Source organism: Rhodoferax sp. GW822-FHT02D07 (assembly GCF_058802405.1).
In genome coordinates this window covers 55,361-80,540 of the sequence record NZ_JBXAOD010000007.1, presented here as the reverse complement: position 1 = coordinate 80,540, position 25,180 = coordinate 55,361, and the positions used below count along the sequence as shown (strand labels likewise).

At 62.8% G+C, this 25,180-nt stretch carries 26 protein-coding genes; 22 read left to right on the top strand and 4 right to left on the bottom strand.

All coding sequences use genetic code 11. From position 1 onward, the window contains the following. Nucleotides 1-60: 60 nt before the first annotated feature. Complete coding sequence (locus tag AC1RNN_RS15750) at nt 61-1,509, bottom strand: flagellin N-terminal helical domain-containing protein (protein WP_493090209.1); 1,449 nt, start codon at nt 1,507-1,509, stop codon at nt 61-63. Nucleotides 1,510-1,937: 428 nt separating this feature from the next. Between AC1RNN_RS15750 and AC1RNN_RS15745 the strand changes: the two genes are divergently transcribed. The 12 genes from AC1RNN_RS15745 to AC1RNN_RS15690 all read left to right on the top strand — a co-directional run bounded on the left by AC1RNN_RS15745 (nt 1,938) and on the right by AC1RNN_RS15690 (nt 14,031). Next, a complete protein-coding gene (locus tag AC1RNN_RS15745) occupies nt 1,938-3,509 on the top strand; it encodes a flagellin N-terminal helical domain-containing protein (RefSeq protein WP_493090211.1) in 1,572 nt (523 codons plus the stop codon). Between the two features lie 317 nt (nt 3,510-3,826). Further along, on the top strand, nt 3,827-4,153 hold the full coding sequence (gene flhD, locus AC1RNN_RS15740) for a flagellar transcriptional regulator FlhD (RefSeq protein WP_493090213.1): 327 nt from the start codon (nt 3,827-3,829) through the stop codon (nt 4,151-4,153). Between the two features lie 22 nt (nt 4,154-4,175). After that, on the top strand, nt 4,176-4,712 hold the full coding sequence (gene flhC / locus AC1RNN_RS15735; protein ID WP_493090215.1) for a flagellar transcriptional regulator FlhC: 537 nt from the start codon (nt 4,176-4,178) through the stop codon (nt 4,710-4,712). A gap of 162 nt (nt 4,713-4,874) precedes the next feature. Further along, nucleotides 4,875-5,732 (top strand): flagellar motor stator protein MotA, encoded by an 858-nt coding sequence (gene motA / locus AC1RNN_RS15730; RefSeq protein ID WP_294769455.1) that lies wholly within the window; start codon nt 4,875-4,877, stop codon nt 5,730-5,732. Between the two features lie 12 nt (nt 5,733-5,744). Further along, on the top strand, nt 5,745-6,689 hold the full coding sequence (motB, locus tag AC1RNN_RS15725; protein WP_493090217.1) for a flagellar motor protein MotB: 945 nt from the start codon (nt 5,745-5,747) through the stop codon (nt 6,687-6,689). Between the two features lie 59 nt (nt 6,690-6,748). Further along, nucleotides 6,749-7,138 carry a chemotaxis response regulator CheY gene (gene cheY / locus AC1RNN_RS15720; protein ID WP_493090219.1) on the top strand — a complete coding sequence of 130 codons (390 nt, stop codon included), beginning with the start codon at nt 6,749-6,751 and terminating at the stop codon, nt 7,136-7,138. A 2-nt stretch (nt 7,139-7,140) separates the two neighbouring features. Next, complete coding sequence (locus AC1RNN_RS15715) at nt 7,141-7,776, top strand: protein phosphatase CheZ (protein ID WP_493090221.1); 636 nt, start codon at nt 7,141-7,143, stop codon at nt 7,774-7,776. Nucleotides 7,777-7,880: 104 nt separating this feature from the next. After that, nucleotides 7,881-9,035 carry an EscU/YscU/HrcU family type III secretion system export apparatus switch protein gene (locus AC1RNN_RS15710; protein WP_493090223.1) on the top strand — a complete coding sequence of 385 codons (1,155 nt, stop codon included), beginning with the start codon at nt 7,881-7,883 and terminating at the stop codon, nt 9,033-9,035. After that, nucleotides 9,032-11,113: a flagellar biosynthesis protein FlhA gene (flhA, locus tag AC1RNN_RS15705; RefSeq protein WP_493090225.1), complete on the top strand. Its 2,082-nt coding sequence runs from the start codon at nt 9,032-9,034 to the stop codon at nt 11,111-11,113. The genes AC1RNN_RS15710 and flhA overlap by 4 nt, the downstream gene beginning before the upstream one ends. Continuing rightward, nucleotides 11,110-12,525, top strand: coding sequence for a flagellar biosynthesis GTPase FlhF (gene flhF / locus AC1RNN_RS15700; RefSeq protein WP_493090226.1), 1,416 nt, complete (start codon nt 11,110-11,112; stop codon nt 12,523-12,525). The genes flhA and flhF overlap by 4 nt, the downstream gene beginning before the upstream one ends. After that, on the top strand, nt 12,518-13,315 hold the full coding sequence (locus tag AC1RNN_RS15695; protein ID WP_493090228.1) for a hypothetical protein: 798 nt from the start codon (nt 12,518-12,520) through the stop codon (nt 13,313-13,315). Before flhF ends, AC1RNN_RS15695 begins: the two co-directional genes overlap by 8 nt. Then, nucleotides 13,315-14,031, top strand: a complete 717-nt coding sequence (locus AC1RNN_RS15690) for an RNA polymerase sigma factor FliA (protein WP_493090230.1) — start codon at nt 13,315-13,317, stop codon at nt 14,029-14,031. The genes AC1RNN_RS15695 and AC1RNN_RS15690 overlap by 1 nt, the downstream gene beginning before the upstream one ends. Nucleotides 14,032-14,095: 64 nt before the next feature. On the opposite strand, the gene AC1RNN_RS15685 is transcribed toward AC1RNN_RS15690, so the two are convergent. The 3 genes from AC1RNN_RS15685 to flgA form a co-directional block, all read right to left on the bottom strand. After that, a complete protein-coding gene (locus AC1RNN_RS15685) occupies nt 14,096-14,476 on the bottom strand; it encodes a hypothetical protein (protein ID WP_493090231.1) in 381 nt (126 codons plus the stop codon). Between the two features lie 51 nt (nt 14,477-14,527). Continuing rightward, nucleotides 14,528-14,860: a flagellar biosynthesis anti-sigma factor FlgM gene (gene flgM / locus AC1RNN_RS15680; RefSeq protein ID WP_493090233.1), complete on the bottom strand. Its 333-nt coding sequence runs from the start codon at nt 14,858-14,860 to the stop codon at nt 14,528-14,530. A gap of 94 nt (nt 14,861-14,954) precedes the next feature. Beyond that, entirely contained in the window at nt 14,955-15,695 is a 741-nt protein-coding gene (flgA, locus tag AC1RNN_RS15675) for a flagellar basal body P-ring formation chaperone FlgA (RefSeq protein WP_493090235.1), read from the bottom strand. Between the two features lie 176 nt (nt 15,696-15,871). Here flgA and flgB point away from each other — a divergent pair, with 176 nt between their 5' ends. The 10 genes from flgB (at nt 15,872) to flgK (ending at nt 25,171) form a co-directional block, all read left to right on the top strand. After that, nucleotides 15,872-16,318 (top strand): flagellar basal body rod protein FlgB, encoded by a 447-nt coding sequence (gene flgB / locus AC1RNN_RS15670; RefSeq protein ID WP_493090237.1) that lies wholly within the window; start codon nt 15,872-15,874, stop codon nt 16,316-16,318. 29 nt (nt 16,319-16,347) lie between these two features. Further along, a complete protein-coding gene (gene flgC / locus AC1RNN_RS15665; protein WP_493090239.1) occupies nt 16,348-16,752 on the top strand; it encodes a flagellar basal body rod protein FlgC in 405 nt (134 codons plus the stop codon). Between the two features lie 17 nt (nt 16,753-16,769). Then, entirely contained in the window at nt 16,770-17,411 is a 642-nt protein-coding gene (locus AC1RNN_RS15660; protein WP_493090241.1) for a flagellar hook assembly protein FlgD, read from the top strand. Between the two features lie 22 nt (nt 17,412-17,433). Then, nucleotides 17,434-18,708, top strand: coding sequence for a flagellar hook protein FlgE (flgE, locus tag AC1RNN_RS15655; RefSeq protein ID WP_493090243.1), 1,275 nt, complete (start codon nt 17,434-17,436; stop codon nt 18,706-18,708). 16 nt (nt 18,709-18,724) lie between these two features. Then, nucleotides 18,725-19,465: a flagellar basal body rod protein FlgF gene (locus AC1RNN_RS15650; RefSeq protein WP_493090244.1), complete on the top strand. Its 741-nt coding sequence runs from the start codon at nt 18,725-18,727 to the stop codon at nt 19,463-19,465. A 19-nt stretch (nt 19,466-19,484) separates the two neighbouring features. Continuing rightward, a complete protein-coding gene (flgG, locus tag AC1RNN_RS15645; protein ID WP_493090246.1) occupies nt 19,485-20,267 on the top strand; it encodes a flagellar basal-body rod protein FlgG in 783 nt (260 codons plus the stop codon). 38 nt (nt 20,268-20,305) lie between these two features. Further along, a complete protein-coding gene (locus tag AC1RNN_RS15640; protein WP_493090248.1) occupies nt 20,306-20,995 on the top strand; it encodes a flagellar basal body L-ring protein FlgH in 690 nt (229 codons plus the stop codon). Nucleotides 20,996-21,115: 120 nt separating this feature from the next. Next, entirely contained in the window at nt 21,116-22,207 is a 1,092-nt protein-coding gene (locus AC1RNN_RS15635) for a flagellar basal body P-ring protein FlgI (protein ID WP_493090327.1), read from the top strand. A gap of 84 nt (nt 22,208-22,291) precedes the next feature. Continuing rightward, complete coding sequence (gene flgJ, locus AC1RNN_RS15630; RefSeq protein ID WP_493090250.1) at nt 22,292-23,215, top strand: flagellar assembly peptidoglycan hydrolase FlgJ; 924 nt, start codon at nt 22,292-22,294, stop codon at nt 23,213-23,215. Between the two features lie 12 nt (nt 23,216-23,227). Beyond that, nucleotides 23,228-25,171, top strand: a complete 1,944-nt coding sequence (gene flgK, locus AC1RNN_RS15625) for a flagellar hook-associated protein FlgK (RefSeq protein WP_493090251.1) — start codon at nt 23,228-23,230, stop codon at nt 25,169-25,171. Nucleotides 25,172-25,180 lie beyond the last annotated feature (9 nt).

Genomic DNA, 25,180 nt, shown 5'->3' with positions numbered 1-25,180 from the left:
CGCCCTCTATATCGGACGTTGCGGCGGCGACTTGAGACCGCTTGTCGCCGCCTATACCGATTAACGCAGCAGAGCCAGCACGCCTTGGGGCAGCTGGTTGGCTTGGGCCACCATCGCCGTACCGGCCTGTTGCAGGATCTGGGCGCGGGACAGGTTGGCAGTTTCCACCGCAAAGTCGGCGTCCTGGATGCGTGAGCGGGATGCTGTAGCGTTTTCCGCAGTCACCGCCAGGTTGGACACCGTGGTCTCGAAACGCGACTGGATAGCACCGAAGGCTGCACGCTGGGAGTTCACCGAGGCCAAAGCCGCGTCGGCAATCTTCAGAGCCAAGGTTGCACCTGTAACAGTGGACAGGTCGATGGAACTAACGGCGTTGAGCGTGGAAGCTCCGTTGGCGGCGAATTGTGCAGATGCGGAGGCGCCGATGGAGTAGCTCTTTTCGGAGGTCAACTGCACAGACCCTTGCGCAACCGCGGTACCACCCGCCGCCGCCGCCGCGACCGTCGCACCGTAGTCCAGCGCGGTCGTAGTGTTGTCTTCGGCTGCCAACGTAAACGCAGCCGTGGCGGAGTTGTTGGTGAGGTCGATGTTGTCACCGGCACTGCTGGTCAGGATGATGCCGTCCTTGGCGGAATTCAAGGACGCGGTGATACCGGTGCTGGCCGACACATCGTTAAAGGCGTTCACTGCATTCGCCAAACCATCGGCATCGTTGGTGGCGGCGGTGAAGGACACGGTCGTGGCCGTGGTGTTCGCGCCCTTGACAGCCAGCAGCACAGTGCCGGTGTTTGTAGTGAACTTCAGTTCAGCATTATTGCGTGCCGTTGCAGCCACACCAGTGGTTTCGGTCTGGCCATTGATCGCGGCGGCGGCCGTCTTGGCAGTGTCGGTAGCACTCAGCGTGACAGAAGCAGTCTTCACACCGTTGATCACAAAGACGCCAGCCAGGGAAGTTGCCGTTGCGCCAGCAGCCACAGATGTGGAGTCCAGCAGCTGCACGCCGTAGTTGTTAGTGCGGAAGTTGCTGGTGGTCGTGGTGATGGTCTGATTGGCATTCGCGCCGACCTGGAACACAGAAGTCGAGGACGAGCCGTCGAGCAGGTTGGTGCCGTTGAACTGGGTGGTGGTCGCAATGCGATCCAGTTCGGCCAGCAGTTGGTTCGCTTCAGCGTTGATCGCCTTGCGGTCGCTGGCACTGTTGGTCGCGTTGGCCGATTGCACGGCCAGTTCACGCACACGTTGCAGGATTGCACTGGAGGAGCCCAAGGCGCCTTCACCGGTTTGCGCCAGCGAGATGCCGTCGTTGGCGTTGCGCGAAGCTTGGTTCAGACCGCGGATCTGCGAGGTGAAGCGCTCGCTGATGGCCAGACCAGCCGCATCGTCCTTGGCGCTGTTGATGCGCAAGCCCGAAGACAAGCGGGAAATCGAAGTACTCAACGAGGACTGACTCGTCGTCAAGTTCCGCTGCGCAGTCAACGAATTGATGTTGGTGTTGATGGTTTGTGCCATTTCAAAACTCCTGTTAAGAACCTGTAAATCCGGCGAGATGCCGATCTCAACGCCTGCATTGCTACAGACCGCCATGACCGGTGCGCCACAGTGGCGCCTTCCGGACAACAGGCCCGCTAAGGCCCGTTGCAACTGTTTTCGGGAGTCTTTCGAAAAACTTTAGGGGCTTCGGTGCAAAGCGCCTCTAACACGCTGTTTTTTCAGCGCTTTCGAGATCAGCAGGGTGTTTTCCCGTCAATTCAAAAAACATAGGGTTTACCCCTATCAAGATTCATCTGCACCAAGAAATTAGGCGGACTTTTGCCGTGCTTATCAGACATATGCGCGCAGAGGGCTTCTCCAGAATTCACCCATCGTTACTGATTGTCTGCGGGCTAGCAGGCTATGCAATCGGCGGCGACGCTGATTCACTTTTTAGGAGTTCCGCAATGGCCTCAACCATCAACACCAACGTCCAGTCGCTGACTGCGCAGCGTAACCTCGCGAATTCGCAGTCGGCGATGGGCACTTCCATGGCGCGCCTGTCTTCGGGTTTGCGCATCAACAGCGCCAAGGACGATGCTGCCGGTTTGGCCATCAGTGAGCGCTTCACCGCGCAGATCCGCGGCGTCAACCAGGCGGCACGCAATGCCAACGACGGCATCTCGCTGGCCCAGGTGGCGGAAGGCGCACTGGGTAGCGCGTCCAGCATCTTGCAGCGTATCCGCGAGCTGGCAGTGCAATCGGCCAACGCCACCAACTCTTCTTCGGACCGCGCCGCCCTGAACGCCGAAGTGAACCAGCTGACCGCCGAACTCAACCGCATCGCCCAGACCACGCAGTTCAACGGCCAGAACATTCTGGATGGCTCCTTCACCTCGGCCACCTTCCAGGTCGGTGCCAACGCCAACCAGACCATCATCGCCACCACGGCCAACTTCACGACCACCAAGTACGGCAACAACCGTATGGGCGCTTCGGTGGCAAGCACCACGGGCGGACCAGGTGACCTGGTGCTGGGCACGACCAGCGCGGGCACGAACCCGACCACTGGCGTGACCGGCGCCACCAGCCCGGTCACTACCGCCGATACGCTCGTGATCAACGGCTCCACCGGCGCCGCCAGCGTCTCCGTCGGCATAGGCGACAGCGCCAAGACGGTGGCTGCAGCCATCAATGCCCAGGCCGGCATCACTGGTGTCACCGCCACGGCACGCACCGAAATTGACCTCGGCAACTTCGTTGCAGGCAGCTATTCCCTGAACATAGTGTCCAACAACCCGGCGGCTACCCCAGTCACCGTCGCGTTCAACGTAGGTGCCGCCCTCAACACCAATGACGGCCTGGCCGCCGCAATCACCGCATTCAACGACAACTCATCCCAAACCGGCGTCACCGCCAAAATCAACAGAGCCGGCAACGGCATCACGCTAACCAATGACGCAGGCGCTGACATCCAGATCAACAACGCGTCTCCGTCGGCCACCAGCACCTTTGATATCGTCAACAAGGCTATAGGCCCGGTTGCCGGGGTAACAACACCCGGAACGGCAGTCGCTGTGGCGGCCGGCGGTGGTAGCGCCTATATCGTGGGCTCCCTCACGCTGGATTCCAACGGCAGCTTCAGCGTGAGCAATGCCAACGGCGAAAGCTCAGGTAATGGCGCGAGCTACTTCACCACCACCAACTCAGCCAGCGAACTGCAGCCGGCCTCCACCATGGACGTGTCCACCGTGGAAGCAGCGACCCGTACGCTATCCACCGTAGATTCCTCGCTGTCGGTCATTTCGGCCCAGCGTGCCAAGTTCGGTGCCCTGCAATCCCGTTTCGAGACCAGCATCAGCAGCCTGCAAACCACCTCGGAAAACCTGAGCGCCTCGCGCTCACGTATCCAGGATGCGGACTTCGCGCTGGAAACCGCCAACCTCACGCGTACGCAGATCCTGCAACAGGCCGGCACTGCGATGGTGGCCCAGGCCAACCAGCTGCCCCAATCGGTACTGCAACTGCTCAAGGGCTGAGCTCCAGGCTCAGCGCCTTGGCGCATCGCCCGACGCGGCGGTGGGTGGCGTCGTACGCCTCCGAAACATTGTTCTCAAGTTCGCGGTGGTCTGGCCGATACAGCGGTTAGCAGGTGCCGCCTCATGGTGTCGCCCTGTCACAGGCGGCCTTCGCCACAGCACATCCCATTGATGGCTTGTAGGAATTTGACCTACAGGCTGCTTCCGCGTTTCCGGCACGCGGATTAGCCGTTTTCCGATTCAAGTTTCACGCCCCGGCAACCAGAATTCGCTCCATGGTGATTCAGACGAATTGCCGCCCTTCACAGGAGCCGATGATGAACGACGAACAGCTGCTGGCCCAGATCCGCGAAGCCAATATGACCTACCTCATGCTTGCCCAGACCTTGATCCGCAAGGACAAGGCGGAAGCCCTCTTCCGCTTGGGCATGTCAGAGGAAGCGGCCAACATGATTGGTGCCCTGTCGCCCGCTCAGATCCTGCGCATTGCCTCCGGCAACATGCTGCTGTGCCGCTTCCGCGTCGATGACGACATCGTCTGGAACCTGCTCACCAACCACTCGGCCACCAAGGTGGACAACGACGCCACGACCAAGCTGCACGCCAGCATCCTCATGGCCGGCCGTTTCGCCGAAGCCGTCTAACCCCCACCCGCAGGAGCACGCCATGGCCACCAAAAGCGTTCTGCACGACTCCAAGCAAGTGGAGCGCGCCGTTTCCCTGATCCAGCTGGGCGCACGCCTCCAGGTGCTGGAAAGCGAGACCAATCTCTCTTACGAGCGCCTGCTGCGCCTCTATAAGGAAGTGGCCGGCCGCTCCCCCAGCAAGGGCCAGTTGCCCTTTTCCACCGAGTGGTTCCTGACCTGGCAGCCCAATATCCACGCCTCGCTGTTCCAGAACACCTATGAATACCTGACCAAGGTCAGCGCCATGGAGGACATCGACGCCATCATGGCGGCCTACCGCCTCTATACAGAGCAGATCGCGGCCTGCGGCGTCGAACCCCTGCTCTCCATCACGCGCGCTTGGCGTCTGGTCAAGTTCATTGACAACAACATGCTGTCCATGACCAAGTGCTCCAAGTGCGGCGGCCACTTTGTTTCGGAGGCCTACGAGACCTCCCGCCACTTCGAATGCGGACTGTGCAGCCCCCCTGCCCGCGCCGGCAAGGGCAGTGCCGCTGGCGGCATCCTGCTGCACTAGCTATTGATTTGATAGCTGCTTGCGCACATTCCACGGGGGCTATTGCCATATTTGGCAATAAACTCAAGCTGACAGCATCGACTGACGATAAGATAGGGAAAGCCCCTGAAAACGTGGCTGTTCCACTATTGAAGCCTCCGGCTTCCCTGTCACAATGAAGCTATGTTTGTAATCGTCGGCTGGCTTATCTGTCTGGGCTGTGTCTTCGGGGTGTTCATCGCCCACGGAGGCAACATCTCCGTGGTGTTGCACGCACTCCCCTTCGAGTTGATCACCATCGGCGGCGCCACCATTGGTGCCTTTGTGGCCAACAACCAGATGAAGGTCATCAAGAAGACCATGGCCGGTCTGGGTGCCTGCTTCAAGGGCAGCAAGTACACCAAAGACCGGTACATGGAGCTGCTGGCCCTGATGTTCGACATCCTGCAAAAGGCCCGCAAGGAAGGCTTGATGGCCATCGAAAAGGACGTCGAAGAGCCCGAGCAGTCCGAAATCTTCAAGAAATACGCCACGGTCGGCTCTGACCACCACGTGGTGGAGTTCATCACCGACTACCTGCGCATGATGGTCTCTGGCAACCTCAACGCCCACGAGATCGAATCGCTGATGGACAGCGAGATCGAAACCCACCACCACGAAGAGCATGCCGCCGTGGCCGCCATCCAGCGCATTGCCGGTGGTCTGCCTGCTTTCGGGATCGTGGCCGCCGTGCTGGGCGTGGTGAACACCATGGGATCGGTGGGCCAGCCCCCGGCCGTGCTGGGTGGCATGATCGGCTCCGCCCTGGTGGGAACCTTCCTCGGGATTCTGCTGGCCTACGCCTTTGCCGAGCCCCTAGCCGGCCTGCTGGAGCAGAAGGTCGAAGAAGGCAGCAAGGAATTCCAATGCATCAAGACCACCCTGCTGGCGAGCATGCAGGGCTACAACCCGTCCACCGCCATTGAATTCGGCCGCAAGGTGCTCTACTCCACGGAACGCCCCTCCTTCTCCGAGCTGGAGGCCCATGTCAAGAAGAAATAAGGCCTCCTGAGCATGGCCGGAGACGCCAAGAAACTCCAGCCGATCATCATCAAGCGGGTCAAGAAAGGCGGCCACGCTGCGCACGGCGGTGCCTGGAAGATTGCCTACGCCGACTTCGTGACCGCCATGATGGCCTTCTTTTTGCTCATGTGGCTGCTGGGCAGCACCACCGAGGGCGACAAGAAAGGTATCTCCGACTACTTCCAGTCCCCGCTCAAAGTTGCCATGCAGGGCGGCCCGGGGGCGGGCGCCAGTAACAGCGTGATCAGTGGCGGCGGCAATGACCTGACCCAGCAGGCTGGCCAATCCCGGCGTGGCGATGGCGAAGAGAAGTCAGCCAAAAAGATGTCGGGAGAACAGGCCAAGATCGAGCGCGCTAAAAAGGACGCAAAGGCCATGGCCACACTGGCCGCCAAGATCGCCACCGCGATCTCCAACAACCCCAAGATGGCCGAGTTCAGCTCGCAAATCAAGCTGGAGATCACCCCCGACGGCCTGCAAATCCAGATCGTGGACGACCAGCGCCGCCCCATGTTCGACAGCGGCAGCGCCTCGGTCAAACCCTATATGCGCGACATCCTGCGCGAAATCGGCCTCACCCTGGCCGAGGTTGACAACAAGATCAGCCTCGACGGCCACACCGACCGCCAGGCCTATGGCAACGCAGCGCGCGGCTACAGCAACTGGGAGCTTTCGGCCGACCGGGCCAATGCCTCACGACGCGAACTCATCGCTGCGGGCATGCCCGAGGACAAACTGGCCCGTGTGGTGGGCATGGCATCCAGCGTGCCACTGGACCCGGACAATCCCCTGGACCCCAGCAACCGGCGCATCAGCATCCTGGTCATGACCAAGGAGGCCGAAGAACGGCTGCTGGGCGTGCGCGCAGTGCCGTTGGAAAGTGAAGCGGAAAACACTGGCTCCGCAGCGGCGGCAGAGGCAAAATCCCCGCCGTAACTCTGCGAAAATTCAGTCATACTAAAGAAATTCGAAAATCGGCTGGCAAAGGCTTATCTATGTCCAAAGAACTGCGCTTCCTCATTGTTGATGACTTTTCCACGATGCGGCGGATCGTGCGCAACTTGCTGAAAGAAAGCGGGTACGCCGATGCCGATGAGGCCGAGGACGGTCTGATCGCCCTGCAGAAGCTGCGCAACAGCACGTTTGATTTCGTGGTCAGCGACATCAACATGCCCAATATGAACGGCTTCCAGTTGCTGGCGGAAATCAAGAAAGATGACAAGCTCAAGCACCTGCCTGTCCTGATGGTGACAGCCGAAGCCCGCAAGGAAGACATCGTGCTCGCCGCCCAGCAAGGCGCTGCCGGCTACATCGTCAAGCCCTTCACCAAGGCGACATTGGAAGACAAGGTCAACCACATCCTGACCAAGATGGGATTGAAGTAACCATGTCGGCCGCGGAAAACCTTCCTTCGACGCTGTCCACGGGCGAAGTTCACCAGCAACTGGGCGCCCTGACGCGTCAGCTGCACGACTCCCTGAACGGATTGGGACTGGCTGACAAAGTGAAAGACTGGGCAGGCGAGCTGCCAGACGCCAAGAGCCGCCTCTCTTATATTGCGCGCCTGACTGGTCAGGCCGCCGAAAAGGTGCTGAACCGTGTCGACCAGGCCAAGGCCGAGCACGACCACATTGCCGAAGAAACCCGCCGCATCGGCGCCCTCATCGTCAAGGACCCGGTAGCCGCTGTGGCCAAGGGCCATGTGATGAACTTCATCACCGATGTGGAGCAGTCCAGCAAGAAGGTGGACGAGCACCTGACCGAAATCATGATGGCGCAGGACTTCCATGACCTGACCGGCCAGGTGATCGCCAAGGTGGTCAATCTGGCTGCCACCATCGAAGAGCAGCTCGTGCTCTTGCTGCTGCAGACAGCCCCGGCCGAGGCCAAGGCAGCGGCGGCCGCTGCGGCCCCGGAGTACACGCCCGCACTGGCCGGCCCTGTGGTCGAAGGTCAGGCTTTTCAGGAAGTCGTCACTGACCAATCCCAAGTCGACGACCTGCTGGCCAGCCTGGGTTTCTGACAGAGAGCTAGCCTCTTTGATAAAGCGGGGGAACACCCCGCTTTTTGCACTTTAGTTTGAGGGGTCGGTTGCGACAATGGTGAGAACTCAAGAGCTTCTTCACCATGGACCAAGGCAGCCAAGACCGCAACTTACCGGCCTCAGAACGCAAGCTCCGGAAAGCGCGCGAAGACGGCCAGGTCAGTCGCTCGCAAGACCTCACGCACCTTGCCGTGCTGGGGTCGGGCGCTGTCGCCGTTCTGGTGCTTGCCCCCGTCCTGTTTGACCATCTCAAAGAGACCCTTGGCCAGCAGCTGTCCTTTGATGCGGCCACTGTCATGCGCCCCGGCACCATGCTGCAACGTCTGGGCGACGCCTCCACTGTGGGTCTGGCCGGCTGTGTCGCCTTCGCCGCCATCGTGATGACCTCCGCGATCCTCGCCACGATTGCTACCGGCGGATGGGTCAACAGCCTCAAGCCCCTGATGCCGGATTTCAGCCGACTCAACCCCCTGTCCGGGCTGGCCAACATGTTCACCAAAAAACGGCTGCTGGACACGCTCAAGATGCTGCTCCTGACCGGCGTGCTGTTCGCCATTGCGGCGTGGTTTCTGAGTTCCGGCTTGCAAACCATGGCGGCCCTGATACGCCAACCCTCTTCAGCCGCCATCATCACCCTGACGCAATGGATCACCGGTGGCATTGGCCTGCTGTTGCTGGTGATCTTCCTCGTTGCCATGGTGGACGTGCCCCTGCAGATCTTTCTTCACAAAGACCAGATGAAGATGTCGTACCAGGAGGTCAAGGAAGAAAACAAGGAGTCGGACGGCAACCCGCAACTCAAGAGCAAGATCCGCCAGAAGCAGCGGGAGTTGGCCCAGAAAAGCAGCGTCAACGCGGTGCCCAAGGCGGACTTTGTGGTCATGAACCCGACCCACTTTGCCGTGGCCGTGCGCTACGACGAAAAGACCATGGTCGCACCCCGCGTGGTTTCCAAGGGCGCAGACCTGCTGGCCATGAAGATCCGCGACATTGCCAAACAGCATTCTGTGCCCGTGTTGCAGTCCCCCATGTTGGCGCGCGCCTTGTACGCCAATGCGGAGCTGGATCAGAACATCCCCTCCACGCTTTACACCGCCGTCGCCCAGGTGCTGGCCTATGTGTACCGCGTGCGCGCAGCGCTGCGCGGCGAAGGCGCCATGCCGCAGGAAGTGCCCCAGCCCTATGTGCCCCCTGAACTCGATCCGTACTCCAAAACCCTGAAGGCGGCCACGCCATGAACGCCCAATTCCGCTCCATCCAAAGCTGGCTGACCAGCAACACCCGCGCATTCCAGGGCGCGGCTGCGCCCATGCTGGTTGTGGCCATCCTGGCCATGATGGTGCTGCCCCTTCCACCGCTGCTACTGGACGCTTTCTTCACCATCAACATAGCTGTGGCGCTGATGGTCATGATGGTGGCGGCTTACATGATCCGCCCGCTGGATTTCGCGGCCTTCCCCTCGGTACTGCTGCTGACCACCCTGATGCGGCTCTCGCTCAACGTGGCCTCCACCCGCGTGGTGCTGCTGGAAGGCCATACCGGCCCCGGCGCTGCAGGTGCCGTGATCGAGGCCTTTGGCCACTTCCTGATCGGTGGCAACTTTGCCGTGGGTCTGATCGTGTTCGCCATCCTGGTGGTCATCAACTTCGTGGTGGTCACCAAGGGTTCGGAACGTATCGCCGAAGTGTCGGCCCGCTTCACCCTGGACGCCATGCCCGGCAAGCAGATGGCGGTGGACGCGGACCTGAATGCAGGCCTTATTGACGAGAAAGAAGCCAAACGCCGCCGCGCCGAAATCGGCGACGAGGCTGAATTCTTCGGCTCCATGGACGGTGCCTCCAAATTCGTGCGGGGCGATGCCATCGCCGGCATCCTGATCCTGCTCATCAACATCTTCGGCGGCTTTGCCATCGGCATCCTGCAGCACGACCTGAGCGCCAGCCAGGCCGCCAACTCCTACATCCTGCTGGCCGTCGGTGACGCGCTGGTCGCCCAGATCCCGGGTCTGTTGATCTCGGTGGCAGCCGCCATGGTGGTCTCGCGCGTGGGCAAGGACAAGGACATCGGCAAGCAGATCGTGGGCCAGATGTTTGTCTCGCCCCAGGTGCTGGGCGTGACCGCCGCCATCCTCTTCATCCTGGGCGTCATCCCCAACATGCCGCACCTGGTGTTTCTGAGTCTGTCAGCCATTCTGGGCTACGCCGCATGGACACTGGCCCACCGCCCGCCCCCTGCGGAGCCTGCCCCCCAGGCTGCAGCACCGGCTGGTGATGGCGAAGCCTCCTGGGACGATCTGCAACCCGTGGACCAGTTGGGCCTGGAGCTGGGTTACCGCCTCATCGCCCTGGTCGACAAAACCCGCCAGGGCGACCTGCTCAACCGCATCAAGGGCGTGCGCCGCAAGTTCGCACAAGAGGTGGGATTCTTGCCACCCGCCGTGCATGTGCGCGACAACCTCGAACTCAAGCCCAGCGCCTACCGCATCACATTGCGCGGTGTCATCGTGGGCGAAGGCGAGGCTTTCCCCGGCATGTTCCTGGCCATCAACCCCGGCGGCATCACCACACCACTGATCGGCGCAGCCACCACCGACCCGGCCTTTGGCCTGCCTGCCCACTGGATCGACGACAAGCAAAAGGAAGCAGCGCAAATGGCCGGGTTTACGGTGGTTGATTCCGAGACCGTCATGGCCACCCATTTGTCACACTTGATGCAAGTCCAGGCCGCCAAGCTGCTGAGCAGGACAGAAACACAACAACTCGTGGAACACGTGGCAAAGCTGGCCCCCAAACTGATCGAAGAAGTCGTGCCCAAGATGGTCTCGGTCGCGGTCTTCCAGAAGGTGCTGCAACTCCTGCTCGAAGAGTCTGTCCATATTCGCGACATCCGCACCATCATCGAATCGATTGCCGAACACGCCGCCAGCACCTCCGACCCGATGGAACTGGCGCGCCGCGTGCGCGTGGCCCTGTCGCCGGCCATCGTGCAACAGATCTACGGCCCGACCCGGGAACTCAACGTCATTGCCATCGACCCCGGTCTGGAACGCCTGCTGGTGCAAGCCCTGGGCGGTGCCTCCGGCCCGGCGCTGGACCCCGGCGTAGCCGACATGCTCACGCGCACGGCCGCAGAAACCGCGCTCAAGCAGGAGGAGATTGGTGTGCCTGCCTGCCTGCTGGTGCCTGACCAGATTCGCGGTGCCATTTCCCGTTTGGTGCGTCGCGTGGCGCCCCGCCTGCAAGTCCTGGCCCACAGCGAAATACCTGAAACCCACACTATCCGAATTGGCCCGATCCTGAGAGGTGCAACACCATGAACATCCAACGCTTTACCGCCGCCACCTCCCGGGAAGCTCTGGCCAAGGCGCGTGCCGCCTTTGGCGAAGGCACGCTGATCCTCTCCAACCGTCCCACCGAGCATGGCGTTGAAGTCATGGCCACGGCCGAAGACACACTGGCCGCACTGGACCAACAGGCCGGAGGTGCACGCCCCGCCTCCCCACGCCTGAACGCCCCCAGCTACCAGCCGGCCGCCAGCAAGGTCGAGGACGATGCCGACCAGCTCGCCATGAGCACCCTCTCCTTTCAGGACTATGTGCGTGAACGCATGGCCCGACGCCGCCAGGACGGCGGGCAAAGCGCCCCCCAACCCACCCTGCCCAGCCCACCGAAGGCGGCTGCGCCCCAGCCAATGCTGCAGCGCATCCCCATGGACATGGAGACCCCGCCCCCGCGTATCACGACCGTGCGCAAGCCCGCAGCGGCGCCGACCGGTGTCATTCCGCAGAACATGATGGATGAGCTGCACGCGATGAAGGAGCTCATTGAAGACCGCTTCAACACGCTCAACTGGCTGGGCCAGGCGCGGCAAAACCCCATCCAGTCCAACCTGATGCTGAAGATGATCCGCGCGGGCTACTCGCCCACGCTGTCGCGGACCATTCTGGAGCGCCTGCCCGAAGACATCGACGCGGCTGAATCGGTACGCTGGGTCATGGACGTGCTCGAACGGAATCTTCGCACCGACGCTAGTACCCCCGCACTGCACGAAGAGGGCGGTGTCTTCGCCCTGATCGGCGCCACCGGCGTGGGCAAAACCACTACAACCGCCAAGCTCGCCGGCCTGTGCGCACGCACCCATGGCCCCAGCAGTGTGGGACTCATCACCCTGGACACCTACCGTGTCGGCGCGCACGAACAGCTGCGCGCCTACGGCAAGATGCTGGGTGTGGTGGCCCACCTGGCCCACGACAAGGCCGCGCTGCAGGATCTCCTGGGCCTGCTGGCCAACAAGAAGATGGTGCTGATCGATACCACCGGCATAGCCCCGCGCGATCCGCGCAAACGCGAGCTGCTGGAACTGCTGGATCTGCCCCGCATCAAGCGCCTGTTGGTCCTCAATGCAGGTGGCCACGGCGATACGCTGGACGAGGCGGTGAGCTGCTTCAAGACGCCCACGCCGCAACAGGCCATCCTGTCCAAGACCGACGAAGCAGTGAAACTCGGCCCTGCCATTGACGCCGTTATCCGCCACCAGCTGGTGCTGCGTGGTGTGACCAACGGCCAGCGCGTGCCCGAAGATTGGGAACCCGCTGTCGCGTCCCAGTTGGTACGACAGTCCATGCGGACCTCTGGCATGTCGGCCTATGACCCCAAGGTAGACGACCTGGGCTTTTTCTTCAGCCCTCCGGCCAAAACCAGCAACGCACAGGGGCGCATGGGTGCTTGACCATTCCCACCATCAGGCGACGGGCTTGCTGGATCTGGCCATCAGGCCCTCGCCACAACTGATCGCCATGGTCAGCCACGGCGACGATGCGGTGGAGCTGCCCCTGTTGCTGCAAATGTGTACCGCGCTGACACGCCTGGGACATTCCGTTACGGTGCTCGATGGCACCGTACAGGAGGCCCCCGACAACCCGGGCTTGGCCCAGCTGTACGACAACCAGATCCCGCCTGTAACCGAAAGCGATAGCCCAAGCTGGTCGGTGTTACCGGCACGCCTTGGGCTGCAAACGCTGTCGGCCGGCAATGGGGCCGGGCTGAATGCGCTGGCGAGTACTGGGCGCCTCTTTGCGCAAGACCAAGTGGTAGTGCTCTACAGCACCGCGCAAATCCTGGCCCAACTGCTGCACGGCAGCCAGGTTCGTCCGGTGTTGGCCGTTTCAGCAGCCGGAACCTCACTGCTGACCAGCTATTTGGCGCTCAAGCGCCTGTTGCTCAAAGGCCTACTCGCGCCTACCATCGTGAATGTGGTGGACAATGCGCAGACAGGAATTTCGGCAGCGCCGCAGCGCACGCCGACCAGCCTGAATGATTGCGCAAAGTATTTTTTGAACTACGAAGTGAATGCACTGAATATCGCGGCCTCCAGCAATGAGGACCGCCCCTCGGCGGACATTGAACGGCTGGTACTGGGCCTCTTGGAAAACGCCCTGGCACTGCAGGGTGGTTGGATCAGCACAGCCCGCCCCTACGCCCCGCAGATTCGCAACCACTATCCCGCGGGGGCCCATTGATGTACTCCGCCAAAGGTCAGCTGGACCGTACGGCCCTGATCAAGCAATACCAGCCCCTGGTGCGCCGGCTGGCCCATCACATGATGGCCAAGCTTCCCGCCAGCGTGGAGGTGGACGACCTGATTCAGGTGGGCCTCATCGGCCTCTCTGACGCGTTGACGCGATACGAAGCGTCACAGGGTGTGCAGTTCGAGACGTTTGCCACCCAGCGTATCCGTGGCGCCATGCTCGACGAGCTGCGCGAGAACGACTGGATGTCGCGCGGATCGCGCAAAAGCCAGAAGGAAATTGAAAGCGCCCTGCGCAAGCTGGAGCACAAGCTGGGCCGGAGCCCCGTGGAATCCGAGATCGCCGCTGAACTGGGCATGAGCCTGGCGGACTACCAGACGCTGTTGGGCAAGGTGCGTGGCACTCAGTTGGTCTACCTGGAAGACATGACTGGCCGCAACGAGGACGACGACACCTTCCTCGATCGCCATGTGGCCGACAATGATGCGGACCCGATGAGCCTGCTGCGCGACATACGGCTGCGCCAGTCCCTGGTGGCCGCCATCAAGTCGCTGCCGGAACGCGAGCAGTACATCATGAGCATGTACTACGAACAGGACATGAACCTCAAGGAAATCGCTGCCGTGCTGGATGTGACCGAATCACGCGTCTGCCAGCTGCACAGCCAGTCTATCGCCCGCTTGCGCGCCAAGATGCGATCGCACTGAGGGTTCCGGTGGAACAAAAAAGCGGCCAGATGGCCGCTTTTTTTGTGGAAAAACCAGACCCGCCTCAGGCCTGCACACCATGCAATTTGCCGGAAGCCCTGGGGCCCGCGCCATAAGGGCTACCCGTGGGCGCGCCGTAAGTCGCGGTCTGCACCGCAGGTACCACGACGCGCAGGGCCTGGTCGACCAAGGCCTGGCGCCGGGCCAGACTTTCGCGCAAAACCTGGAAGCCCTGGCCCAAAGCGCGGATACGCCGCAACTGGGTGGCTGACATGGCATTCTGGGGAGGCGCGTCCTGGATGGCACGCGCAAAATCGACGGTCATCTGCTGAAGCTGGCCGCTCAGCACCTCCAACTGGGTGGAGTCCCCGTCGCGCAAGGCGGATGACACGGCACCGAACTGCTGTTCTAGCGCCTCAAAACCTGTAGACGTGTTGTCAGACATTCCGGTACCTCCGCACTGTGAAAAGTGCGCAGGCCGGCTGAGGGGCTCTGTTTACCGCGTGGTGCGGTTCAGCATTTCCTGCGCGTTGGAAAGAAGTTGGTCGGCGATCGCCTCGGCGTTCACCACATAGGTTCCGTCCTCGATGGCCGCCTTCACGGAAGCCACTTTCTGGGCGTCCACATCCGCCACTTCGCTGCGGTCGGGTTTCTCCAGCGACCGTGCCAGGGTGGACACGGTGACGGCCACCCCCGCCGAGCGCGTACCTTCCGCCGCACTGTTGGCGGCTGCCGTGCTGGCGCTGCTGTTCTGGGCCGCTTTTTGGGCAGCGCCAGACACCGTGGACGTGACGGACGAAGGGATATCGGTGGGTTGACCTATTTTCATGGCGTTCTCCAAAGCCGCAACATGCGCGGCCTCGTGGCATCTGTATCGGCCGAATCATGACGGACTTTAGGGTTCTTTGCAGAAAAAGTGGCATTCAAAGGTCGATCCGAACTGTTCGCATATCCAGTACCGTGCCAGAAGTCACGCGCCCGTTGTCCATTTTTACCCGGGCAGATTGCCCCACCACGCCCGCAGACAGCGCCTGGCCATCGCTGGAAACCTGGAACCCCGGCCCTTGGGCCACAACCCGTACCTGGGCTCCTGGCTGAAATACCTGGGCCGGCCGGACCATGCCCTGGCGCAGGGGCTGCCCCGCCACCAGCACGCGGGTGGTCGTCTGGCCCAGCCACAAGGCGCGGTCCTGCAAGATGGCAGTGGGCTCTTCCGCCCAATCCACCTCTGCAGCCATCACATCCGACTCGCTCAACACGGCCCCGGGCGAGATCTGGCTCTTCAACACCCAGGCCGGCCCCACCGCTTTGACGACCACCGGCAACGACACATTCCAGCGGCCCATACCGTCCGCACAGCGCAAGCCCACACGGCTGCGCCCCCAGAGGCGAGCACCGGGCGGTATATAGGCCTCGACATTGCCGCACACCGCCAGACGCAAGCGGCCATCCAGCGCACCCACCGTGGCTTCCATGCGCAAGCCGGGGTTGTCGGCATTGGTTCGCGCCACGGCGTCCCGCACCCAGCGCTGGGCCATGGCCTGCAGATCGGCGAGGGCCATCTCCTGCGCCCAGACGGCCGGGGCCAGCAACAGCGTTGCCAGCGCCAGACCACGCCGCAACGTGCGGGTCAACAAATGCGCAGATGGCAGACACGGGGACATGGCGGCACTCCTAAGTTGCCACCACTATAGGCAGCCACCCGCGCGCGCAAACCCGGCAAATGCAGGCCATTCACCCCGCTATTCACGAGCTAAAAAATTAAAGCTTTTCCCATAATTGCCGCACGTCCCCGTCCCGGCCACCCGTCTGGACAGGACGCCCCTAGCCGAGGTAACCCATGTTTGCCAATCTGACCAATGCCCTGGACTTTCAAGCGAAAGGCCTGGTGCTGCGCGCAGAGCGCCAACGCGTCATTGCCAGCAACATCGCCAACGCCGACACACCCGGCTACAGCGGGCGCGACTTCAATTTCAAGCAGGCCATGGCCGACGCCACCGGCGAAGGCTCCAACCTCACGCTGGCCCTGAGCAGCAGCCGCGGCCTAGCCAGCGATGGCACGACCAACCCCCGCCATATCCCCCTGCCCAGCACCCTGGGCGCGGGCCAGAACGGCGAGGCCAAGCTGGACTACACCACACAAAGCCAGCCTGCCATGGATGGCAACAGCGTGGACATGGACCGCGAACGTGCCAACTTTGTGGACAACTCGGTGCGCTACGAAGCCACCCTGCGTTTCATTAACGGCTCTTCGCGCACGATCTTGAGCGCGATCCAAGGGCAGTAAACCGCCTGCGCCGCCACCGGAGACACACCATGTCCATGTTTTCCATCTTCAACGTCTCGGGCAGCGCCGTCAGCGCCCAGTCGCAGCGGCTCAACGTTGTGGCCAGCAACCTGGCCAACGCGGATGCGGTGGCTGGCCCCGATGGCCAGGGCTACAAGGCGCGCCAGGTGGTGTTCGAAACTGTGCCCATGGGCTCCGATGCATCTGCAGGCGTCAAGGTCAGTTCCATCCGCGAGAACAACGACCCGCTGCGCCGGGTACACAACCCGACTCACCCCTCGGCCGACGCCGACGGCTACGTCATGCAATCGAACGTGAACCCGGTGGAGGAGATGGTCAACATGATCTCCGCCTCGCGCTCGTACCAGAACAACGTGGAAGTCATGAACACGGCCAAGACGCTGCTGCTCAAGACACTGCAAATGGGTCAATAACAGGAAGGACTCGCACCATGGTCGCCGCCGTCAACAACACCTCCTCCACCAACACCTCCAGCACCACCGCACTGACCAGTGCCGAGGCGCAGACCGACCGTTTCCTGAAGCTGCTGGTCGCCCAGCTCAACAACCAGGACCCCATGAACCCCATGGACAACGCCCAGATGACCAGTCAGATGGCGCAGATCAACACGGTCTCGGGGATCCAGCAGCTCAACGAGACCATGAAGTCCATGGCCACGCAGTTCAACGCCATGCAGTTCCTGCAAGGCTCGGCCATGGTGGGCAAGGGCGTGATGTTGGAGTCCAACACGCTGACGATCAAAAACAAAGTGGCTGCCGGTGCAGTCAACCTGGAGACCAAGGCCGACAAGGTCACCATCCAGATCCTTACGCCCGGCGGCCAGCAGGTCGACAAGATCGAGCTCGGCGCCCAGGAAGCGGGCCTGGCCGGCTTCCAGTGGGATGCCTCCAACTACACGGGCACAGGCTCGCCAGTGTTCAAGGTCACCGCCACCCTGAACGGCAAGACCGTGGCCAACACGCCGCTGGCCTACGACACCGTGGTCGCCGTCGGCTCCAACGAGGGCAACCTCACGGTGGAACTGGCCGGCCGCAGCGCCGTCGCCTACAGCGACATCAAATCCATTCTGTAAACCCGAAGAACAGGACCACCCCATGAGCTTTCAAACAGGACTCTCCGGTCTCAATGTATCCAGCAAGAGCCTGGACGTGATTGGCAACAACATCGCCAACTCCAGCACCGTGGGTTTCAAGTCCTCGCGCAACGAGTTCTCGGAACTGGTAGCGGGTTCCCTGGGCACCGGCGGCGGCAACTCCGCAGGCATTGGCGCGGCAACAGCCGCCATCGCCCAGCAGTTCACCCAGGGCAACATCAACATCACCGGTAACAGCCTGGATGTGGCCATCAACGGCGGAGGCTTCTTCCAGGTCACCAAGACCGACGGCACCATTGCCTACTCGCGCGACGGTGAGTTCAAGCTCGACAAGAGTGGCAACCTGATCACCAACACCGGCTCCTTCCTGATGGGCTACCCCACCGATACCAACGGCGTGGCCACCAGCATCACGCCGCAAAAGCTGGTACTGCCCACGGGCACGCCCATCCCGGCCAAGGCCAGCACCTCCATCACCGCCGAATTCAACCTCGACGCCCGCGCCAAGGACGCGACCCAGTCCGCCGCCGCTGGCGTCACGCCCTCACCGCGTGCCACCTATGGCACCTCCATCAGCGTCTATGACGCGCAGGGCGTGGCCTCCTCGGCCAATATGTACTTCGTCAAGACCGATGGCGTGGCCAACTCTTGGGACGTCTATACCGACCTCACCAGCACCACACCGGTGGGCACCATCACCTTTGACTCCACCGGCAAGGTCACCGGCCCCGCGCTGGGCTCAGGCGGCTTCGGCATCACCATCCCGGGCAGCACCATCCCGTCCAACAACCCTAACGAAACCACTGTGGTGGGCGGCGTGCGCATGCTGCCGGACCCCATCACGGTGGACCTGAGCAACGTCTCGCAGTTCGGCGCGGCCTTCAGCGTGACCAACCTCACCCAGGACGGCTACGCAGCCGGTGAATTCACCAGCCTGTCCATCGACAGCAAGGGCGTGATCAGCACCAGCTACTCCAACGGCCAGACCCTCAAGACCGGCGGCATGATCGCGCTGGGCGACTTCCGCAACCTGCAGGGTCTGGCGCCGATTGGCGGCGGCGAGTACCTGGAAACCTTCAAGTCCGGCAACGTGGTGCTGGGCAAGCCCGGTGTGGGCAAGTTCGGCGAAACCCGGGCCGGCGCCATCGAGGAATCCAACGTGGACATCACGGCCGAGCTGGTCAACATGATGACCGCGCAGCGCAACTACCAGGCCAACGCCCAGACCATCAAGACGCAAGACCAGGTCATGTCGACCCTGGTGAACCTGCGCTAACCGAGGCTAGAGCACCATGGACCGCCTGATCTATACCGCCATGACGGGCGCCAATGCGGCTGCCAGCCGCCAGTCGGTGCTGTCCAACAACCTGGCCAACGTCTCCACCAACGGCTTCCGCGCCCAGCTGGCCACCTACCGCGCCGTACCCCTGCGCGGCGACGGCGCCACCACCCGCGTGTTTGCCGTGGAAGCCACGGCCGGCCACCTCAACACGCCCGGCCCGGCCCAGCGCACCGACCGCGCGCTGGACGCGATGGCCATGGGCGACGCCTGGTTTGCCGTGCAGGGCCTGGACGGCAACGAGGCCTACACACGCAACGGCAACTTTGAAATCGCCACCGACGGCACCCTGGTCACCGGCAACGGCCGCCAGGTACTCTCCAGCGACGGCGGCGCCATCACAGCGCCCATCGGTGCCGAAGTCACCATCAGCCCGGACGGCAGCATCAGCGCCAAGACCGGCGGCCAGCCCGCCAACGTGATCGGCCGGCTCAAACTGGCGGTGCCCACGGCGGAAGACCCGCTCAAGCGCGGCGAGGACGGCCTGTTCCGCACGCTCTCTGGCGACCCGCTCAACAACGAAGACACCGCCCGCGTGCAAGTGGGCGTGCTCGAAGGCTCCAACGTCAACGCCATCGAATCCATGGTCGGCATGATCCAGACCGCCCGCCAGTTCGAGGCCCAGATGCGCCTCATGCAGACCGCCGAATCCAACGACCGCTCCGCCGGCCAGCTCCTGGGCCTGCAAGGCTAACGCTTAAGGAAAACACACCATGATCAACTCCCTCTGGATCTCCAAGACCGGCATGGAAGCCCAGCAAATGCAGCTGGACGTGATTTCCAACAACCTGGCCAACGTCTCCACCAACGGCTTCAAGAAGGCGCACGCCGTCTTCGAAGACCTGATGTACCAGAACCTGCGCCAGGTCGGCTCCAACAGCTCCGAGCAGTCCACCCTGCCCACCGGCCTGCAGGTGGGCCTGGGTGTGCGCACGGTGGCCACCAGCCGCACCTTCTCGCAAGGCAATCTGCAGCAGACCAACAACAACCTGGACGTCGCCATCCAGGGCAACGGCTTCTTCCAGGTCACCATGCCCGACGGCACCACCGGCTACACCCGCGACGGTGCTTTCCAGCTCGACAACCAGGGCCGCGTGGTCACCTCATCCGGCCTGCTGGTGCAGGGCGGCATCACGGTACCGGCCAACGCCACCAACCTGTCCATCGCGCAGGACGGCACGGTCTCCGTCACCGTGCCCGGCAACACCACACCACAAACCGTGGGCAACATCACCACGGCCAGCTTCATCAACCCCGCCGGCCTGGAGCCCAAGGGGCAGAACATCTTCCAGGAAACCGCCGCCTCGGGCCAACCCAACGCAGGCGTGCCCAATGCCAACGGCCTGGGCGCCGTGCTGCAGGGTTTTGTGGAAACCTCCAACGTCAACGTGGTGCAGGAACTGGTCACCATGATCCAGACCCAGCGCGCCTACGAAATGAACTCCAAGGCGATCCAGACCTCGGACCAGATGCTGCAAAAACTCGGACAGCTATGAGGCTTGCTATGAAAACAGTAGCTGCTTGCGCACATACCATGAGGGCCAGAGGCAGTTTTTATGCCGCATTGGCCAGCGCTTTGTGGTTGACCGGCTGCCAAGGCATTCCGCCCAAGGCCGTGGTGGACTTTGCCGAGGTCAAACCCGAGCAGTCCGCTGCCGTCAATGCCGCACAGGCCCGTCCCAGCAAGGGCAGCCTGTACCAGCCTGCCACCTACCGCCCCGCCTTTGAGGACAGCCGTGCACGCGCGCTGGGCGACATCGTGACCATCCAGATTGTTGAAAGCCTGGCCGCCAGCCAGGTGTCCAAGTCCACGGTCAACCGCAACACCTCGATCGACTCCGCCATCACCCCGCCGCTGCCCAGCATGCTGGGGCCAGACCTGAAAAACCTGGAGATGACGGCCAAGACCAACAACGACTTCTCCGGCAAGGGCGGCACCGAAGCCGCCAACACCTTCAGCGGTTCCATTTCCACCACCGTGATAGAGGTGCTGCCCAACGGCAACCTGGTGGTGGCCGGCGAGAAGCAGATTGGCGTGAACCAGAACGTGGACGTGATGCGCTTCACCGGCACCGTCAACCCGCGCATGCTGCAGCCCAACAATTTGATCAGCTCGCTGCAGGTGGCCAACGTCCGTGTCGAATCCAAGGGCCGCGGCGCCCAGAACGAAGCCCAAACAGTTGGCTGGTTATCCCGGTTCTTTTTGAACTTTAACCCCTTCTAAAGTTCTCCAGAATTGTGCCGAGGGGTAATAGGTCCAGTCGGACCGACCCCGTTACCGACTCTGCACATGACACTCTGGAACCACGCCCCCTCCCGCCGCAGCCGCCCCTGGTTGCGCGCGATGTGCCTGGCCCTCACGGTGGCCGCCAGCAGCACGGTCCTGGCCGCCACCCGCATCAAGGAAGTCGCCGCCATCGAGGGTGTGCGCACCAACCAACTGACCGGCTTTGGCTTGGTCGTGGGCCTGGATGGCACCGGTGACCAGACCACCCAGATGCCCTACACCTCCCAGGGCCTGGCCAATTACATGAAACAGCTGGGCCTGACGCTGGCACCCGCCCAGGCCGCCCAGCTGCAGATGAAAAACGTGGCCGCAGTGCTGGTCACGGCCCAGTTGCCCGCCTTTGCCCGCCCCGGCCAATTGCTGGATATCAACGTCTCGTCGCTCGGCAACGCCAAGTCACTCAAGGGTGGCACCCTGATTTCCACCCCACTCAAGGGCGTGGACGGTGAGGTGTACGCCCTGGCCCAGGGCAACCTGATCGTGGCCGGTGCAGGCGCTGCCGCCGGCGGCAGCAAGGTCACCGTCAACCATCTCAGCGTGGGCCGTATCCCCGACGGTGCACAGGTGGAACGCTCGGTGCCCACCACGCTGCAGGAGGGCGACAGCATCAGCCTGAGCCTGAGTTCCTCCGACTTCCAGACCGCCCGCAAGGTGGCCCAAGCCATCAACCGCAAGTTTGGCACCGGCGTGGCCCAGGCGCAGGACGGCCGTACCGTACAGGTCAAGGCCCCCCTCGACCCCAACGAGCGCGTGAGCTTCATCGCCGAAATGGAAGAGCTGCCCATCGAGTCCTCGGTGGCGGCCGCCAAGGTCATCATCAATTCACGCACCGGCTCCATCGTGCTCAACCAGGCGGTGACGCTGGGCCCCTGCGCCATTGCGCACGGCAACCTCTCCATCAGCATCTCCAGCACCCCGGTGGTGAGCCAGCCCAGCCCCCTGTCAGGTGGGCAGACCGTGGTAACCGAAAAGGCCAACATCGACATCAAGTCCGAGCCCGGCAAACTGATCCAGCTGGGCGCCGCCGCGCAGCTGACCGATGTGGTCAAAGCCCTGAACTCGCTGGGCGCCACCCCGCAAGACCTGCTGGCCATCCTGCAAGCCATCAAGTCTGCCGGCGCCCTCAACGCGGAACTGGAGGTCATATGAAGCCCCCACGTTCATCACTTCGTGTACGCACTGCCCCCCAGGGGGGCGCGGCCTCCTTTGAGGCGGCTCGGCAGGAGGCCTGACATGAGCTACGGTTCCATCTACGGCACCTCCTCGGCGTCCATCACCCAAAACCTGGCCGCGGACTCCCAGTCGCTGTCCAACCTCAAGCTGGAGGCCGGCAAGGCCACGGTTGAGACCATCAAGGAAACGGCCAAGCAGTTCGAGTCCCTCTTCATGCGCGAGCTGGTCAAAAGCATGCGCGAAGCCAACAATGCGATGAAGGCTGGCATGCTGGACAACCCCGGCAGCGACCTGGGCACCGATCTTTTGGACCAGCAGTTTTCCGTGCAGATGTCGGGCCAGCCCGGCGGCCTGTCGGACCTGATCTCCCAGCAGCTGGCGCGCCAAATGGGCGTGACCATGCCCGGCACGGAACCCATCGCCAAGCCCGCCACCCCCCCAGTCACCGCCACCACCGATCTGGGTATGGACGCCAAGATCACGCCCGTCAAGACCAAGCGCGCACCCACCGAAAGCCAGAGCGACTTCGTCAAAAAGCACTCCGACACGGCCAGCAAGGTCGAGAAGGCCACGGGCATTCCCGCCAGCTTTATGCTGGGCCAGGCTGGCCATGAGACCGGTTGGGGCAAGTACGAGATCAAGGGCAAGGGCGGCACCCAGTCCTACAACCTGTTCGGCATCAAGGCCGGCGCCGGCTGGACCGGCAAGGTGGCCGAAGTCACCACCACCGAATACGTGGATGGAGTGGCCCGCAAACAGGTCGCCAAATTCCGGGCCTACGACTCCTACGAAGACTCCTTCAAGGATTACGCGCGCCTGATTTCGGAAAGCCCGCGCTACGCCAAGGCGCGCACTGCCACGACCTCGGCCCATGCCTTTGCCACCGGCCTGCAGAAGGCCGGCTATGCCACCGACCCCGAGTACGCCGCCAAGCTGAGCCGCGCCATCAACACCACACTGCAGCTGCGCCGCGTGCAGGTGTAAGCGGAGAACCCCATGAGCATTCTCAACATCGGCGCGCAGGCCCTGCAGGCCAACCTGGTGGCCCTGCAGACCACGGGCAACAACATTGCCAACGTCAACACCGCGGGCTACTCGCGCCAGAAGGTGGTGCTGCAAACCGTGGCCGGGCAATTCACCGGTGGTGGCTACATCGGCAAGGGTGTGTCGGTCCAGACCATCCAGCGCAATTTCGACTCCTTTTTGAACCGCCAGAGCACGCTGGCCAGCACCACGCAGGCGGCCGACGTCACCCGCGCCAACTACCTCACCCAGCTCACCAACATCTTCCAGGGCGGTACCGACGGCCTGGGCGCCAGCATCAACGACATGCTCAACGCGTTCTCGGACGTGGCCAGCGCCCCCACCGACCTGACCGCCCGCACCGTGGCACTCACGCGCGTGGACGAAACCGCGCGCCGCATGCGCGCTGCCTCGCAAAGCCTGGACGACCTGCAAAGCGGCATCGCCCAGTCCATCGGCGAGAAAGTCACCGCCATCAACACGCTGGCGCACAACATTGCCGACGTGAACGAGCAAATCTCGCGCGCGCAAGGCAACGGCCAGCCACCCAACGACCTGCTGGACCGCCGCGACCAGCTGATCCGCGACCTGAACCAGTACGTGCAGACCACCACCATCCCGGCGGACGATGGCACGCTGGGCATCTTCATTGGCGGCAGCCAGGCCCTGGTGTTGGGCACCGAGGTGGCCCCCGTCTCCATCGTCCCCGACGAATACGGCGACACGCTCAAGAGCCGCCTGGCCATCACGCGCAACGGCAGCTCCATGGTGCTGGACGAAAACGCCCTGGGTGGCGGCGAAGTGTCGGGCCTGCTGCGCTTCCAGAACAATGACCTCGCCGAGGGACGCAACCTGCTGGGCCGCCTGACCATTGGTGTCACCACGGCCATGAACGACCAGCACAAGCTGGGCCTGGACCTGGACGGCAATGTGGGTGGCAACCTCTTTACACCGGTGTCCTTCAGCTCCTCCAACATCTACGAGGCCACCGGCCAGACCTCGGCCGCCAGCCTGTCCATGGCGGTGGCCGATGTCACACAGATGGAAGCGTCGGACTACGAGGTGCGCTTCACCACGCCACCCAATGCCACCATCAAGCGCATGAGCGACGGCTTGGTGCGCACCTTCGACATGACCAACCCGGTCACCGTGGACGGTCTCACGATTACCGCTGCGGGCGCGGGTGGAGCCACCGCAGGCGACCACTTCCTGCTCAAGCCCTACAGCACCTCGGCCAGCAAGGTCGCCCGCGAGTTCGCCACGCCACGCGCGCTGGCCGTGGCCGCACCGCTGGCGGCCAAGCTCACGCCCACCAACACCGGTTCGCTGGCCCTCTCCAGCCTCAGCGCCAAGACCCTGGCCACCACGGCCTCCACCGTGCCCCAGCCCAGCTTCACGCTGACCTTCACCACCGGCCCCACGGGCACGACTTACAGCATCGTGGACAACACCGGCCTCACGCCCGGCGTAACCGCCCAGCCCTACGTGTCGGGCCAGGCTATCGAATACACGCCGGCCGGCTTTCCGGGCTTTTCCATCAAACTCACTGGCTCTCCCGCCAACAGCGACACCGTGACGATTGGCCAGAACGCCTATGCCGCGACCAGCGGCGGCAATGCCACGGCCATGATGGACCTGCGCGACGTGGCCATGTTTGACGGCGCTGCGCTGACCGACGGTTACGCCGGCCTGATTTCGCAGATCGGCATCCGCTCGCAAAGCGCCAACTACTCGGCCCAGGTGTCCACCAACATCGCCACCAATGCCGAAAAAGACCGCGCCGGTGTCTCGGGCGTGAACCTGGACGAAGAAGCCGCCAAGCTGCTGCAGTACCAGCAGGCCTACCAGGCCTCGGCCAAGATGATCCAGATTGCCCAGAGCATCTTCGAGACCCTGATCCAGGGCCTTTCGCGCTAGCCGCCCGGG

Bases quoted from the DNA above. Each gene is read 5' to 3' on its own strand.
- AC1RNN_RS15750 (WP_493090209.1), bottom strand. From the start codon at position 1,509: ATGGCACAAACCATCAACACCAACATCAATTCGTTGACTGCGCAGCGG.
- AC1RNN_RS15745 (WP_493090211.1), top strand. From the start codon at position 1,938: ATGGCCTCAACCATCAACACCAACGTCCAGTCGCTGACTGCGCAGCGT.
- flhD (WP_493090213.1), top strand. From the start codon at position 3,827: ATGAACGACGAACAGCTGCTGGCCCAGATCCGCGAAGCCAATATGACC.
- flhC (WP_493090215.1), top strand. From the start codon at position 4,176: ATGGCCACCAAAAGCGTTCTGCACGACTCCAAGCAAGTGGAGCGCGCC.
- motA (WP_294769455.1), top strand. From the start codon at position 4,875: ATGTTTGTAATCGTCGGCTGGCTTATCTGTCTGGGCTGTGTCTTCGGG.
- motB (WP_493090217.1), top strand. From the start codon at position 5,745: ATGGCCGGAGACGCCAAGAAACTCCAGCCGATCATCATCAAGCGGGTC.
- cheY (WP_493090219.1), top strand. From the start codon at position 6,749: ATGTCCAAAGAACTGCGCTTCCTCATTGTTGATGACTTTTCCACGATG.
- AC1RNN_RS15715 (WP_493090221.1), top strand. From the start codon at position 7,141: ATGTCGGCCGCGGAAAACCTTCCTTCGACGCTGTCCACGGGCGAAGTT.
- AC1RNN_RS15710 (WP_493090223.1), top strand. From the start codon at position 7,881: ATGGACCAAGGCAGCCAAGACCGCAACTTACCGGCCTCAGAACGCAAG.
- flhA (WP_493090225.1), top strand. From the start codon at position 9,032: ATGAACGCCCAATTCCGCTCCATCCAAAGCTGGCTGACCAGCAACACC.
- flhF (WP_493090226.1), top strand. From the start codon at position 11,110: ATGAACATCCAACGCTTTACCGCCGCCACCTCCCGGGAAGCTCTGGCC.
- AC1RNN_RS15690 (WP_493090230.1), top strand. From the start codon at position 13,315: ATGTACTCCGCCAAAGGTCAGCTGGACCGTACGGCCCTGATCAAGCAA.
- AC1RNN_RS15685 (WP_493090231.1), bottom strand. From the start codon at position 14,476: ATGTCTGACAACACGTCTACAGGTTTTGAGGCGCTAGAACAGCAGTTC.
- flgM (WP_493090233.1), bottom strand. From the start codon at position 14,860: ATGAAAATAGGTCAACCCACCGATATCCCTTCGTCCGTCACGTCCACG.
- flgA (WP_493090235.1), bottom strand. From the start codon at position 15,695: ATGTCCCCGTGTCTGCCATCTGCGCATTTGTTGACCCGCACGTTGCGG.
- flgB (WP_493090237.1), top strand. From the start codon at position 15,872: ATGTTTGCCAATCTGACCAATGCCCTGGACTTTCAAGCGAAAGGCCTG.
- flgC (WP_493090239.1), top strand. From the start codon at position 16,348: ATGTCCATGTTTTCCATCTTCAACGTCTCGGGCAGCGCCGTCAGCGCC.
- AC1RNN_RS15660 (WP_493090241.1), top strand. From the start codon at position 16,770: ATGGTCGCCGCCGTCAACAACACCTCCTCCACCAACACCTCCAGCACC.
- flgE (WP_493090243.1), top strand. From the start codon at position 17,434: ATGAGCTTTCAAACAGGACTCTCCGGTCTCAATGTATCCAGCAAGAGC.
- AC1RNN_RS15650 (WP_493090244.1), top strand. From the start codon at position 18,725: ATGGACCGCCTGATCTATACCGCCATGACGGGCGCCAATGCGGCTGCC.
- flgG (WP_493090246.1), top strand. From the start codon at position 19,485: ATGATCAACTCCCTCTGGATCTCCAAGACCGGCATGGAAGCCCAGCAA.
- AC1RNN_RS15640 (WP_493090248.1), top strand. From the start codon at position 20,306: ATGAGGGCCAGAGGCAGTTTTTATGCCGCATTGGCCAGCGCTTTGTGG.
- AC1RNN_RS15635 (WP_493090327.1), top strand. From the start codon at position 21,116: ATGTGCCTGGCCCTCACGGTGGCCGCCAGCAGCACGGTCCTGGCCGCC.
- flgJ (WP_493090250.1), top strand. From the start codon at position 22,292: ATGAGCTACGGTTCCATCTACGGCACCTCCTCGGCGTCCATCACCCAA.
- flgK (WP_493090251.1), top strand. From the start codon at position 23,228: ATGAGCATTCTCAACATCGGCGCGCAGGCCCTGCAGGCCAACCTGGTG.